This window comes from Bacteroides mediterraneensis (assembly GCF_016900355.1).
Classification (GTDB): domain Bacteria; phylum Bacteroidota; class Bacteroidia; order Bacteroidales; family Bacteroidaceae; genus Phocaeicola.
Map to the genome: position 1 here is coordinate 189,825 of NZ_JACJKA010000002.1, position 14,384 is coordinate 204,208.

Sequence of the window (14,384 nt, forward strand, 5' to 3'; positions counted from 1 at the left end):
AATAAAAAGGGAGCATGAAGCTCCCTGTATCGTTTTTAGAGGCTGGCCTTAATGGCACGAATGATCGCCGAGGTGAATCCGTCGTGTTCCAGTGAGTTAATGCCTTTGATGGTGATTCCTCCCGGAGTGGTGACCTTTTCAATTTCAGTGGCCGGATGGGCGTGCTCGTTGTTCAGCAACAGTTGGGCAGCTCCTTCCAGGGTCTGTGCCAGCATGGTCTGTGCATCGTGAGGTTTGATGCCAAGTTCTACTCCTGCCTGCATGGCGGCCTGCACGTATTTCAGCACGTAAGCGATGCCGCAGGATGTCAATGAGGTGGCAGCCGCAAATAGTTTCTCGTCAATCAGCATGGAACGTCCCATTTCGTTGAACAGGGAAGTCATGCCTGCCACCTGCTCTTCCGAAGCGTTGCGTGCGGCAATCAGGGTCATGCTGGCGCCTTCTGAGATAGCCGTGTTCGGGATGACGCGGAAAATCGGCATCTCCGGGTCTACGAAATGCGCCAGGTCTTCAATGGTCAGTCCGGCAGCTACGGATACCAAGATTTGCGGATGTCTCAGTCTTAAAGGTTTCAGCACTTCTTCCACTTTCCAAGGCTTTACAGCGATGATGACAATGTCGGCATCTTCGGCCGCTTCCTTGTTGGAGTGTGTCACGTGGATGGCTGGAAATTCCGCTTTCAGCGCATTCAGTTTTCCGGCACTGGGGTTGGATACCGTTATCTGTTGTGCCTGGATATAATGTCCGTTGGCCAGTCCACGGGCAATGGCACCTCCCATGTTTCCGGCTCCGATAATCGCTACTTTCATATTTTTCAGGTTTGAGTTCTATATTCGCAAAGTTATAATTAAAAATGGGAGTTTGACTATATAATGGAATTTATTTTGACCGTTCGGAGGAAGGAACGTAGCCATTTAGTGAAACATACGGGCATTTATACGTTATTTCCTGTTTGTTTTTTATGTCTCCCTTAAGGAAAACGTACGTTTCTCATGGCCGAAACGTATGTTTCTGCACCGGGAAACGTACGTCTCCGCATGGGGAAACGTAGAAAATGCAAGGAGATGTGGGGGAAAATATAGCGTCATTGGAAAGTTTTAGGAAAAACTTGAATAAAAAAGTACCAAGCGAATTCGCAAGAGATGCATTATCTTTGTAAGGCATTCCGCTCCGCGTTTTGTGCGGAAAGGAATGTCTGTGAAGAACGTAAAACCTGAAAGAAATAGCATGAAAACAAAGAAATGGATGGTAAGTGCCTGCCTGCTGCTGATGCAGGTTGGTGCGTGGGGCAAGGTGACGTTGCCCGACATTGTGAGTGACAACATGGTGCTGCAACAACAGACTGAGGCTTGTCTGTGGGGCAAGGCGAAGGCCAATGCCGAAGTGAGCATCCGTCCGTCGTGGAACCAAGAGGTGTATAAGGTGACTGCCGATGCCGAAGGAAAGTGGGTGGCTAAAATCCAGACACCTACGGCCAGTTACCAGACTTATACAATTTCCATTTCCGATGGAGAGGAAGTGAAACTGAACAATGTGCTGGTAGGAGAAGTGTGGTTCTGCTCGGGACAGTCGAACATGGAAATGCCTTTGCGGGGTTTTGAGAATTGTTCGATAGCCGGAGCCAATGAAACCATTGCCACTGCCTCGAAGTGGAAGGGAATCCGGGTAGCCACCGTGGAAAAGAATGGACAGCTGCAGCCTGTTGACGAGTGTAAGGGAAGCTGGAAAGTGAGCAATCCGGAGAATGCACCGGCTTTCAGTGCCACGGCTTTCAATTTTGCCATGATGATGAACCAGGTACTGGATATTCCTGTCGGCATTATCAATTGCAGTTGGGGAGGGTCGACCGTAGAAGGTTGGTTGCCGCGAGAAATTGTGTCTCAGTATCCTGATATCGATTTGCAGAAGGATATCCGTAAGGAAGACGGACATGACTGGTGGCATTACAAGAGTCCGACATTGATGTATAACGGCATGCTGAAACCGTTACAGAATTATACGATTAAAGGTTTCCTGTGGTATCAGGGCGAATCGAATGTCGGAAAACACAAAACTTATGGTGAACGCCTGAAAACAATGGTAGAGCTTTGGCGCAAGGAATGGGGACTGGGCGAATTGCCGTTCTATTATGTGGAGATTGCTCCGTTTAATTCCACAGAGACCACCGGTTGTGCCTATCTGCGTGAGGCACAGTTCAAGGCACAGGCACTCATTCCGAACAGTGGCATGATTTCGACCAACGACTTGGTACAGCCTTATGAAATCAAGAACATACATCCGAAAAACAAGACCGATGTGGGGAAACGCTTGGCTTATATGGCTTTGAGCAGGACGTATCATGTGCCAGGTATTGAGGCATACGGGCCGGTTTATAAGTCAATGGAAGTGAAAGACGGAGCAGTGATTCTCTCGTTCGACCATGCGGAGGAAGGTTTCAACCGCTTGTCGGGGATGGAAGGTTTTGAAGTAGCCGGAAGCGACAAGGTGTTCTATCCGGCAAAAGCAGAAGTTTTCAACAACCGGCAGATAAAAGTGACCTGCGACAAGGTAGCACAGCCCGTAGCCGTGCGTTACTGTTTCCGCGATTTCCAGCCGGGCAATGTGGCCAATTTGCGTGAGTTGCCGTTGTATCCGTTCCGTACGGACGACTGGGAATAAATCGGAGGAACTAAAATAAAAAATCTCCTTATTCGTGCTTTTTCGGCGGAATAAGGAGATTTTTGTGTGTATCTTATTTGATAAGATGTTGCAGACGGGTCAGGAAATCGTCGGCTTCTTGCATGCTCAGGCAAAGCGGGGGAAGCAGACGGATGACGTTCGTGCCGCTGACTCCGGTAAATACCTTCTGTTCGAACAGCAGTTGCTTGCGGAGTTCCTTGATCGGCTCTTCAAATTCCAGTCCAATCATCAGGCCGCGTCCACGTACTTCCTTGATGCCTTTGAAGTGTTTCAGTTCTTCCAGCAGGTGGGCACCGACTTTGGCTGCATTTTCAACTAAGTTTTCTTCCTTCATCACATCAAGAACGGCGATGGCGGCGGCACAAGCCAGATGATTGCCTCCGAAGGTAGTTCCCAACTGACCGTACACCGGGGTGAATTTCGGGCTGATCAGTACGGCTGCCATTGGGAAGCCGTTGCCGATACCTTTGGCTACCGTAATCATGTCCGGACGGACATCGCTGTACTGATGGGCAAAGAATTTACCACTTCGTCCGTAACCTGACTGGATTTCATCCACAATCATCACGGTATTGGTTTCGTCGCAGGCCTGGCGCATGGCTTTCAGAAAATCGGTGTCGGGTACCTGGATACCACCTACACCCTGAATGCCTTCGATAATCACGGCACAGACATCGCCCTTGGCCAGTTCGGCTTTCAGGGCTTCCGTATCGTTCAAAGGAAGGTAAGTGACATGGCCGTTGTCATTGATAGGAGCAATGATTTTGGGGTTGTTAGTCACTTCTACTGCCAGTGAAGTACGTCCGTGGAATGCTTTGGCGAAAGAGACGACGCGGGTACGTCCGTTGTAGAAAGAGGCCAGTTTTAAGGCATTTTCGTTGGCTTCTGCTCCGGAGTTAATCAGGAAAAGCTGGTAATCGTCGTAGCCGCTGATCGCTCCTAAGCGGTCGGCTACTTCCTGCTGCAGTTTGTTGATGACAGAATTGGAATAGAATCCCAATGTAGCTACTTGTTTGCTGATGGCTTCCACGTAGTGGGGATGTGCGTGGCCGATGGAGATTACGGCATGGCCTCCGTAGAGGTCGAGGTATTCCTGGCCTTTGTCGTCCCATACATGACAGCCCTTTCCTTTGACGATGTTGACATCGAAGAGGGGATATACGTCGAATAATTTCATACTTCTGTTAAGATTAAGAATGAAGAATAAGATGAAATCTCTTTCAGAACTTATTCTTCATTAATTTATGTTTTTACAGTCCTGCGGGAAGATACGAGAAAGGCGATAAGCTCTCGTTCTTCCTATGGATAGAGGACTTGTTGGTTAGAATGCGCTTGGTTTCAGTTTCACTCCTACGGTTTCTTCCAGGTTGAACATCAGGTTCATGTTGTGTACTGCCTGACCGCTGGCACCTTTCAGCAAGTTGTCGATGCAGGAAACGATGAGCAGCTTGTCACCGTGCTTCTCCAGGTGAATCAAACATTTGTTGGTGTTGACCACCTGCTTCAGGTCGATGTTCTTGTCCACGACGAAGGTGAAGGAATCTTCTGCATAGTACTCTTCGTACATTTTCACGATTTCTTCCAGTTCCACTTTCGTCTTTACCACGATGGTGGCGAAGATGCCGCGCGGGAAATCACCTCGGTAAGGGATGAAGTCGATTTCAGAATGGAAACTGTTCTGCAACTGCTTCAGTGATTGCTTGATTTCCGGTACGTGCTGGTGGGCAAACGGTTTGTAGATGCTGAGGTTGTTGTTACGCCAGCTGAAGTGGCTGGTAGCTCCCGGTTTGACACCGGCTCCGGTACTTCCTGTAATGGCGTTGACCATGATGTCGTCGTTCAGCATCAGGTGTTTGGCCAACGGCAGCAGTCCGAGCTGGATGCAAGTGGCAAAACATCCCGGGTTGGCCACGTGCTTGCTTTGGCAGATAGTCCGGCGGTTCAGTTCCGGCAGACCGTATACGAAGTCGTGGTCGTCCGATTTGATGCGGTAGTCCATGGAGAGGTCGATGATTTTCAAGTCCTCGGGTACGTTGTGGCTTTCCATGAACTTCTTTGTATCTCCATGGGCCGTGCAGAAGAAAAGCACGTCGATGGTGTCGAGTGGAAGTTCGTCGGTGAATACCAAATCGGTTTCCCCATACAGCCCTTCGTGCACATCGGTAATCTTGTTACCGGCATTGCTGGAACTGTTGATGAATTTTATCTCTACATCCGGGTGGTTGATGAGCAGGCGAATCAGTTCGCCTGCTGTATATCCTGCACCTCCTATAATTCCTACTTTAATCATATATTGGCCTCGTCTTTATGGTTTGCATAATATGCACGAAGCGGAGTAGAAAGCACTTTGATGAAGCCTTTGGCATCTTCAGCTGTCCATCCTTTCTGCATTTCACCATATTCACCGAACTTGTTCTTTACCAAGTCGTCTTTAGAGTCTACGCCTACGGTAGAGAAGCAGTATGGACGAAGTTCCAGAATGGCTGTTCCGTTGACGTTACGCTGAGATTCCTGCAGCATGGCTTCGATGTCACGCATTACCGGTTCCAGGTACTGGCTTTCATGCAGGAACATGCCGTACCAGTTGGCTACCTGGTCTTTCCAGTATTGCTGCCATTTGCTCAGTGTATATTTTTCCAGGAACTTGTGGGCACCGATAATCAGCATCGGAGCGGCTGCTTCGAAACCTACACGTCCCTTGATACCGATGATGGTGTCGCCTACGTGCATGTCACGTCCGATACCGTAAGCTGCACCGATTTCTTCCACTTTCTGGATGGCTTTGATTTTGTCGTCGAAGATGACCCCGTTAACCGCATACAATTCCCCTTTCTTGAATTCCAGTTTCAGCAGTTCGCTGCCTGTCTTGCTGACTTGTTTCAGGTAAGCACTTTCTGGTAGGCCTTGGGTAGAGTCCAGAATTTCACCGCCGCAGATAGAAGTTCCCCAGATACCTACGTTGTAAGAATATTTCAGTTTGGTGAAATCGGCTTCAAATCCGTGTTCTTTCAGGTAGTTGATTTCATATTCACGGCTCAATGCCATATCACGAGTCAGGGTGATGATTTCCACACCCGGAGCCATTACCAGGAAGGTCATATCGAAACGTACCTGGTCGTTTCCAGCACCGGTAGAACCGTGCGCGATGGCGTGTGCACCGATTTCGTTGGCATAGCGGGCAATGGCCAGCGCCTGGAAGATACGTTCAGAGCTTACAGAAATAGGGTAGGTTCCGTTACGGAGCACGTTACCGAATACCATGTATTTCAGACTCTTTTCATAGTATTCCTGAGTTACGTCGATAGTGACATATTTTGTGGCTCCTAATTTGTATGCATTTTCTTCGTTTTTCTTCAACTGTTCGGGACTGAATCCGCCGGTATTGGCACATGCCGCATATACTTCATATCCTTTTTCCTTTGCCAGGTACATCACGGTGAAAGATGTATCCAATCCGCCGCTGAAAGCAACGACAACTTTTTTCTTTTCTTCCATGGTTCTTATCTTTTTAAGGAGAAGTCTTCCTGGGCTGGTTTCAGGAGGGGAAGGCTTCGTCTTCAGTTATTTTTGTATTTTAGAAATTGTTCACTTTGTCATCTGTATGCAGGGCCGGATCGTAAAGCATGGCGGTGCAGATACAGAATTTACGTTTCTTGGCCATCAGGATTTCATGGTTGATGCAACCTTCGCATCCTTTCCAGAATGCTTCATCGTCAGTCAGTTCATTGAAAGTGACAGGTACGTATCCCAGTTCCGTATTCATTTTCATGACGGCAGCTCCAGAAGTCAGACTGAAAATCTTGGCTTTCGGCCATCGCAGGCGAGCCAGGGTGAAAGAAGCGTGTTTGATACGTTTGGCCAGTCCCAGACCTCTGTACTTCGGGTGTACAATCAATCCGGAGGTAGCCACATATTGTTTATTACCCCATGATTCGATGTAAGTAAATCCGGCAAAGTCGTCTCCGCACAAGGCGATGATGGCTTTTCCTTCCTTCATCTTGGTAGCTACATATTCGTGTGTACGTTCGGCAATACCTGTACCGCGGACTTTAGCTGCTTCTCTAATCGTGTCCAATATTGTGTCAACGTAAACCTCGTGTGAGGCGTCGGCTACCATTACATCAATTTGTTTAGTAGGTTCCATTCTTGTTTTTATTCTATTATAATTAGTTTATATTCGGGATGATAGTAGAAAGAGCATGCTTGACTTCCGTACGGGTACAGTTTTCGCGAACCACAAGGATGATGGTGTCGTCGCCGGCAATGGTACCGATAATTTCGTGGAAGTTGTGCATGTCAATGTCGTAAGCCAGGCTGCTGGCATATCCGGGGCGAGTCTTGATTACGGCGATGTTGTTGGAGAACTCAATAGAGATGAAACCATTGTGTCGCAGCATCTCACTGGCCTTCTGCGGCTCGGTCATACGTTTGTACATAGTGTTGTTCGGCAACACGTATACATAGTTCCCATTCATGCTGGCAGCTTTAGCCACTTTCAGTTGTTTTAAGTCGCGCGACAAGGTGGCTTGTGTCAATTGGAATCCTTCTTTCGTCAACTCTTGTAAGAGTTCGTCCTGACTTCCAATCTCCTTGCTGGAGATAATCATTTTAATGGAATCAAGTCTGCTATTCTTGTTCTTCATTGTATAATTATTCTTTTGTGGCTGCAAAAATACAGATATATTTTGAATATCATGCATAAATTCTTATTTTTTTAGGGGGGTTTTCTGAAAAATGCATGAATACAATGAATAAATAACCAAAACGGAATTTGTTTTGTATCTTTGTGCAGTTTTATAGAAAAAGAGAAATATGGAGACTACAATCTTGCAAAAGGAAAAAGACCCGATGGGGGCTGCGATATATGAGTATTTCAAGACGGGGAAAGCCGGCAAACTGAGGGTGTTTTCCTCCCAGTTTGAGGAAGATGAGATTCCGGTGAAGGAATTGTTTCGCACGTATGCGCACATGCCGGTGCTGGAGCAGACTGCTTTGAATCTGGCAAAAGGAAAAATTTTAGATGTCGGTGCAGGTAGCGGATGTCATTCGCTGGCCTTGAAGGAATTGGGAAAGGAATCGTTAGCCATCGATATATCTCCGCTTTCAGTAGAGGTGATGCAGGCCCGTGGGGTGGACGCAAAGTTAGTGAATTTGTTCGATCCCCATTTTGCGGAACGTTTCGATACCATCCTGATGCTGATGAACGGTTCGGGCATTATTGGCCGGGTGGAAAATTTCGGAACTTTCTTCCAGCGGATGAAGCTGTTGTTGAATCCCGGTGGATGTATTCTGATGGATTCCAGCGACTTGCGGTACTTGTTCGAGGAAGAAGACGGCAGCTTTGTGGTCGATTTGGCAGCCGATTATTACGGACAGTTGGATTTCCGAATGCAGTATAAACAAATAAAAGGGGAAGCATTCGACTGGCTGTATGTGGATTTCAATACATTGAGTCTGTATGCTTCCCAATATGGCTTCAAGGCCGAGTTGGTGAAAGAAGGCAGTCATTATGACTACCTGGCCCGACTTACCTTGTAGGTCTTCGTCTTTTTTTCCACCAAAGGTAATATCCGCTGAGTGGAAGTACTCCCCCGATGAAGGCTGCCAGGAAATAGAGGATTTTGGTGTAAATTCCTCCCCAGCTTCCAGTGTGGAAGGCATAAAACCAGCCTTTCAGCTTTTGGGAGCGAGGCGTATCTGCCGAGGTGATGATTCGGGTGAGTGCTCCGTTTTCTGGATTGAACTCTACGGTATCTGTTCGCCGCAGGTTGTGCCCTTGGTTCACCTGTATCTTGTTTTTTTCGATACGGAGGGAGGCATAGCCGGGGTATTGGGTTTGTACCTTTTGGAAGGCTTCATCCCAAACCTTGTAGTCTATGTGGGTCTTGTTTTTTCCTTTCGTATGCGTGCCGTGTGCCTTCTGTGGGGCAGCGTGGGAATGGGAGGATGCGGACGAGGTAATAGTGCCTCCGAAAAGCCCATAGGCAAATGAGCGGTACCACCCGAACGACCAGGTGAGGCCAGTGAGGGCCATAACCAGCAGGAAGAGGGTGGAGTAGAATCCCAACGTCACGTGACTGTCGTACCAGAAACGGCGCCAGCCTTTGGTGCAGGATACCTGCAACCGGTTGTGCAAGGCCTTCCGGGTACGTGGCCACCAGATAATGAGTCCGCTTACCAGAATCACGACCATCAGTAAGGTGGAGATGCCGACGATTACTTTTCCGGTAGAAGAAGCTCCTTTTTGGGAAGGTGGATTTAACAGCCAACGGTGCAGTTTCCGCATGGTCTGGAAGAACGGATAGCTTTTGGTCCATCCGTTCACCTCTCCCGTATAAGGATTCACGCTCAAGTTTTTCTTTCCGGCATTCTGGAAGGTGACCATGACGGGTTCGTCGGCTGCGCCCCCGTATTGGAGGGCACTCAGCCTCAACGAGTCGGCAATCTGTGTCTTCAGGCGAGCTACCAGTTCCGAAGGAGGTAATAGAGTCGCTTCTCCTTCCGGTACTTCCACCTTATATATACGTGGATTCAACCGCTGGGTGATTTCCTTCTCGAAGACCAGCGTGGCACCCGAGAAGCAGATGACCGAAAGAATGATTCCCAACGGGATGGAGATCCATCGATGTATTTTTCCGAATAATTTTCTCATTTTTTAGGTTATTGCGCGGTTAATGCGATTTTACCTACCGTCGTAATTTCGTCGGCTTCCACTTCCAGTCCTTTGACTGCTTCACCTGTTTCTGGATTGATTTTATAAAAAGTGGGAGTGGCCCCTTCTTCGGTGGTCAGTACAGGTAAGTAGAAATATTTGTGTTCCAGATAAGGAGCATTTCCGAAAGAAGAAATCAGGTTCTTGTCGGGTAGTCCCGTGATAGCAATTAGTTTTTGCTCGCTGGCTTTGAAGATAACCAGCTCATTCTTGGGTGCATTGACACCCAGGGTGGTCACTTCCTCTATGCTGCATCCGTAATTGTTGAGCAGGAAATAGTCACCGCCCACATGCCAGCAACGGAACAGCGGGTGTCCGGTAGCACCTTCCATGGTTTCCAGATTGCAGTAATACTCGTCGAAGTGGGTACTTCCGGCCGGAATACGGACCACTCCCGAAGGAAGTTTGCCTTGTACCTTGGCTTTTAAGTTGGCATTGGCTGCCGGTTGGGTGGCCGTACGTCCGTATCCTCCGGAGAAGACATACAAGTTGCCGTCGTCGTCACTCCAGATGGTCTGGTAATATTGAGAGCGCATGCGTCCGCAGGCAAAACCGATTTTATCCGTCTGGGCAATGACAGGGGTTTCGTCGAAACTGCTGCCGCTGTAGATGGCAATGTAGGCGTTGTCCGGGTACTGGGTCGACGGAATTTGTCCGGCGGTGTATTTGCCGCTACCGGTTCCTCCGTCACCGGTAGCCACATAGTCCTGACTCAGTACCTTATCAGGCCAGGTATTTACACCGTAGTGACTCATACCCATCGGGATGATGGACGTGTAAAGTTTTCCGTTGGCTTCTACGAATCCGGCCATGGTCACTTTCTCGCCGTTGCCCAGGTAGTTTTCTGCTAAGATATCTTTCTGGTTGGTGCTGGTGGTTCCGGTTTTGGCGTTCAGATAGTTGAACAGGAAGCCTTGGGCTGCATTGCCTTTGTCGTCGGTTTGTTTGGTGTTGCCGGTCGATACGGTAATTATGTTGTCGCCCCACGTGCCGTAAGTCGTGAAGCGGTTGAAAGTATAGTTGTATTTCTTTTGAGGTACATTGTTTGCATCCAGGTAGTAACAGCCTCCGGTGCCTTGTGAACCGTCGTTGTATTTAATGCCGAAGAAATAATTCTGGTCATAGAAAATCCAGTAAGAAATCTGTTCCTGGAATTCTTTTCCGTTGTTGAGTACCGAAATCTTTCCTTCGTCCAGACTTTCTGCCGTGAGCAGGTAAGAGGTACCTCCGGCAGTGACCGGAATGACATAATTTCCTTTGAAGTTGTTGTGGCTTTGAAAGGTGGGGTCGTTGTCTTCCTTCTGACAACTTGTGAACAGGCTTCCCATGCAGAGTAAGCCCAGTGTGTACATCCAGTTTTTAGTGATCATATACTTGTATTTTTGATTGTGATAAGGGTGAATTAATTTCCAAAATAAACACGGAACTTGCCATAGAAAGCCCGTCCAGCTTTTTGCAGGCTGAAGTTGTCATACAGCTTCTCGTCCGTGAGGTTCCGGCATTCCAGTGAGAGGTTGTAGCGTCCGTTGCGGATGCTGTAGCCCAGCGACAGGTTGTGTGAAAGCTGGGTCGGTACCCGGATTTTCGTAGAAGAGTCGCCGAACTTTTCCCAATACAAGGGGAAATCGTGCTGGTAGAAGCAATCCCATCCTAATGTCAGGGTATTCCCCTTGGCAAACAAGTCGTGCCAGGAGAAGTTGGCATCAATGTTGGCATAGCGGTAGGGCAGGTTCGGGATGCGCTGCCCATAAGTCAGGGCATTCTGTCCGCTGCTGGCTGCCCGCTTCTTTTCCTTGTCGCGGATGTCGAGGTTGTTGAACGTACCTCCCATGTTGAACCAGTTGCTATAGCTGTAACGGAGGGATACGTTGAATCCTTTGGTCTCTACCCGTCCGTGGTTGGTATAGCTACCGTAGCTGGTACCACCTACCGTAGACAGGTCACGTTTGATGTAATCCTGTGTGTTACGGTAAATCAGTCCCCCTTCTGCATACAGACCGTGTTTACCCCACTGCTTGCTGTAGCTGGCATTGAGGTTTACATTGTCACTGCGTTCCGGTTTCAGGTTGGCTTTTCCTGCTTCCAGGTCACCATCACCGAACAATTCCTGGGTGCTGGGCATGCGCAGTGCCTTCTCGTACGAAAGCTTCAGCTGAACATCTTTGTGCAGGAAATACGTGCCGGCTGCTCCATATCCGAAGGAGTTGACGCTTTGTGATACTCGGGTGTCATTCCCTACACTGTTGTCGCTGATTTGTACCGTACCTTCGCTGAATGAGTAGTAATGTTTGCCGAAAACCGACAGGTTCCATTTCTCCGAAGGCATCAGGCGGTAGGAGAGACCGGCAATGTTCTTCCGGTTTTTGGTAGGCTCATCAAAGTCTTCCAGTACCGAGTTCTTTTCGATGAGGCTACGGCCTGTACGGCGGAAGGTGCTGAACACGTTGTTAAACGTAAAGGAATGTATCTTGCCCAGTCGGTACACGGCCGTGAACGTGGCGTTCCAATTGGTGTTAATCTGCTCGCTGAACTGGTGGTTCTGTTCGCCGGCGGTCGAGCGGGGGATGCGGTCGCCCAACCAGTTATATTTGTACATGGCCGTATCCACGTTGGTCGTCAGATTGTGGTTGTAGTTGGCCGTCACTGTCACATCCAGTCCTTTGGTGAAAAGGTTGCTTTTGCGGTACTCCACTGAAGGTACGACCGAGAATCCGTGACGATGTTTCTGTCCGAACACGATTTCCTGGTACACGCCGTTTTGTATCTCTTTGTAGAAATGTGAATAGGCCACGTTGAACATCAATCGGTCGGCCCAGCTCTTGCCTGTCACGCCGATTTTTCCGATGACTGCCTCGTTGTGGAAGGTATCGTTGAAGCGTTTCACATGCTGGATGTGGCTTTCGTCGCTGATGGATGTGTTGTTTTCGTGATTGAATTCCTCCACCCAGTTGTCAATGTAGTAATTGTTGTCCGAGTAATTCTGGTATGCGTTGATTTCATATGTCAGTCCATTCTTGAAACTCTGTCCGAAGTTGGCATACGATTTATGCGTATTGAACGAACCGTAGGAATACGAGGCATCCAGAAACCAGTTCCGTCTCTGTTTGTTGGTCACGATGTTGATGACACCTCCCAAGGCATCGGTCCCGAAACCTACGGGTACCACTCCCTTATACACCTCAATACGTTCGGCAAAGTTTACCGGAATGTTGTTCAGGTCGAATGCGGTTCCGGCTCCTTCCTGGGGTACACCGTCGATAAATACTTTTACGTGCTTGCCGCTGAAGCCGTCGAGCATCAATTGCATGTCCGAGCCTACACCGCCCGATTCGCGCAGCTTCATTCCTGGAAGTTTCTGAAGCGCTTCGCTCAGGTTTTTGGTAGAGTTTTGCAGTTCCTTGGTATCTACAGCCACCGCATTGAAGGCCGACCGTTTGACACGTCCCACTCCGCTGGAAACCACTACCACTTCTTCCAGTTCGGTCACGGAAGGTTTCAGGATGATGTGTTGACGGCTGCGTCCGTCGGCCTGGATTTCTACTTCTTTTTCTGCTGTCTCAAAACCGATGGCCGAAACCACCAGCGTGTATTTTCCGGCAGGCGCTTTCAGGTGGAACAAGCCTTTCTCATTGGTCGTGCAACCGTATTGTGTACCTTTCAGATATACCGTGGCAAAGTCGACGATGCTTTTGTCCGAGGAAAGTACTTTCCCGGATAAAAGAGAACGACCTTGTGCAGCGAGTGAGCATGCACCTACTAACCATAACAAAAAAAGTACTCTCCACTTTATGTTTTTGCTTCCCCACGAAAAAAATAAATTGCTCATTTAATGTAATCCGTATTTGTTGTTTTGCACTAATTTTCTGTGTGCAAAATTAGGCTGCTGGTACGGACAGGTCAATCGCCAAATGTGGGTAATTTAGACAGAGTATAAATACCTAATTGTGGGTATTGCCTGCTTATACTTCCTTCTATCCTACGGATTACGAGCCTACGGAGGTTATAGAATGTGGAAATGCTGCAAGGCTTGCAGGATGCCGTCGTCGTCGACTGAGGTGGTTACGTAATCGGCTACTGCCTGAATGTGAGGAGCCGCATTCCCCATGGCTACACCCAGTCCCACGTGCTTCAGCATCGGGATGTCGTTGCCGCCGTCTCCGAAGGCCATGGTGTCTCGCAGGTCGATGCCGTAGAAAGTCAGTATCTGGTCGATACCGTGGCTTTTGCTGTTGCCTCGGGCAATGATGTCGGCAAAGAGCGGATGCCAGCGCATTGGTTCACAGTGCGTGAGTACGCTACCGAAGATTTCCTCGTCTTTCTCTTCCGGGAAATAACCCATGATTTGCAGGATTTCCTTGTCCCGGGCTGTTTCAATGGGAAGGATTTCCGGAATACCGATGTGAATGAGTTGGGCAATTTCGCGGACGGCCTCGTTTTCGTGGGTCAGGAACCAGGTATTGTCGTGCACAAAGACGAAAGGCATTTCCGGGTGGGTGTGCTGGTAGCGGATGAGGCGTTCGATGTCTTCCTGCGGCACACAGCCTTTGTAGATGTCCTGCCCGTCGGCGGTGAAACAGTAGGCTCCGTTCAGGGTGACGTATCCGTCGAAGTCCAGGTCGCCTACGGCTTCCATCATTAACGATTTGGGGCGTCCGGTGGCAATGAATACCTTGATGCCTTTTTCTCTTAAAAGTTGCAAGGCCTTGCGGGTAGAGGCAGGTACGGTGTGGGTCTGGAAAGAAACCAGTGTGCCGTCGATGTCAAAGAATATCGCTTTTATCATTTGTCTTGTGCATTAAAAGTCCGTGCAAAGATACGGAATAAATGAAAGGGGAGGTACATAAAGCGTTTTATAATCGCAGATGGATGCCTATTTTCTTTTTCCAAATCTCCGGTGGAATAATGCATAAGAGGAGGGGCGTTTTCTACGTTTTCCATGGCGGGACCCTACGTTTCTCACCCGTAAACCGTACGTTTCTGCCTTGGAAAACCT

12 protein-coding genes are annotated in these 14,384 nt (G+C 48.6%); 2 read left to right on the top strand and 10 right to left on the bottom strand.

What is annotated here, in order from left to right; genetic code table 11:
• Positions 1–35 precede the first annotated feature (35 nt).
• Positions 36–809 (bottom strand): pyrroline-5-carboxylate reductase, encoded by a 774-nt coding sequence (proC, locus tag H6A28_RS02625; RefSeq protein WP_204476542.1) that lies wholly within the window; start codon positions 807–809, stop codon positions 36–38.
• A 418-nt stretch (positions 810–1,227) separates the two neighbouring features.
• On the opposite strand from proC, the gene H6A28_RS02630 reads away from it, so the two are divergent.
• Positions 1,228–2,658 carry a sialate O-acetylesterase gene (locus tag H6A28_RS02630; protein WP_239465227.1) on the top strand — a complete coding sequence of 477 codons (1,431 nt, stop codon included), beginning with the start codon at positions 1,228–1,230 and terminating at the stop codon, positions 2,656–2,658.
• Between the two features lie 73 nt (positions 2,659–2,731).
• Here H6A28_RS02630 and H6A28_RS02635 read toward each other — a convergent pair whose 3' ends face one another.
• The 5 genes from H6A28_RS02635 to argR form a co-directional block, all read right to left on the bottom strand.
• Positions 2,732–3,856 carry an aspartate aminotransferase family protein gene (locus tag H6A28_RS02635; protein WP_204476544.1) on the bottom strand — a complete coding sequence of 375 codons (1,125 nt, stop codon included), beginning with the start codon at positions 3,854–3,856 and terminating at the stop codon, positions 2,732–2,734.
• 144 nt (positions 3,857–4,000) lie between these two features.
• On the bottom strand, positions 4,001–4,969 hold the full coding sequence (gene argC / locus H6A28_RS02640; protein ID WP_204478724.1) for an N-acetyl-gamma-glutamyl-phosphate reductase: 969 nt from the start codon (positions 4,967–4,969) through the stop codon (positions 4,001–4,003).
• Positions 4,966–6,174, bottom strand: coding sequence for an argininosuccinate synthase (locus H6A28_RS02645; RefSeq protein WP_204476548.1), 1,209 nt, complete (start codon positions 6,172–6,174; stop codon positions 4,966–4,968). Before H6A28_RS02645 ends, argC begins: the two co-directional genes overlap by 4 nt.
• Positions 6,175–6,253: 79 nt before the next feature.
• Complete coding sequence (locus H6A28_RS02650) at positions 6,254–6,823, bottom strand: GNAT family N-acetyltransferase (protein ID WP_204476550.1); 570 nt, start codon at positions 6,821–6,823, stop codon at positions 6,254–6,256.
• A gap of 22 nt (positions 6,824–6,845) precedes the next feature.
• Positions 6,846–7,322 carry an arginine repressor gene (gene argR, locus H6A28_RS02655; protein WP_204476552.1) on the bottom strand — a complete coding sequence of 159 codons (477 nt, stop codon included), beginning with the start codon at positions 7,320–7,322 and terminating at the stop codon, positions 6,846–6,848.
• Positions 7,323–7,491: 169 nt separating this feature from the next.
• On the opposite strand from argR, the gene H6A28_RS02660 reads away from it, so the two are divergent.
• Entirely contained in the window at positions 7,492–8,217 is a 726-nt protein-coding gene (locus tag H6A28_RS02660) for a class I SAM-dependent methyltransferase (RefSeq protein ID WP_204477204.1), read from the top strand.
• Here the strand turns inward: H6A28_RS02660 and H6A28_RS02665 are convergent.
• From H6A28_RS02665 to H6A28_RS02680, 4 genes are all read right to left on the bottom strand, one after another.
• The gene (locus tag H6A28_RS02665; protein ID WP_204477200.1) at positions 8,207–9,331 is read right to left on the bottom strand and encodes a PepSY-associated TM helix domain-containing protein; all 1,125 of its coding nucleotides are present in this window, start codon (positions 9,329–9,331) and stop codon (positions 8,207–8,209) included. The genes H6A28_RS02660 and H6A28_RS02665 overlap by 11 nt on opposite strands.
• Positions 9,332–9,339: 8 nt before the next feature.
• Positions 9,340–10,761, bottom strand: a complete 1,422-nt coding sequence (locus tag H6A28_RS02670) for a DUF4374 domain-containing protein (RefSeq protein ID WP_204478725.1) — start codon at positions 10,759–10,761, stop codon at positions 9,340–9,342.
• Between the two features lie 32 nt (positions 10,762–10,793).
• Complete coding sequence (locus H6A28_RS02675) at positions 10,794–13,217, bottom strand: TonB-dependent receptor (protein ID WP_204478726.1); 2,424 nt, start codon at positions 13,215–13,217, stop codon at positions 10,794–10,796.
• Positions 13,218–13,391: 174 nt separating this feature from the next.
• Entirely contained in the window at positions 13,392–14,174 is a 783-nt protein-coding gene (locus H6A28_RS02680; protein WP_204478727.1) for a Cof-type HAD-IIB family hydrolase, read from the bottom strand.
• Positions 14,175–14,384 lie beyond the last annotated feature (210 nt).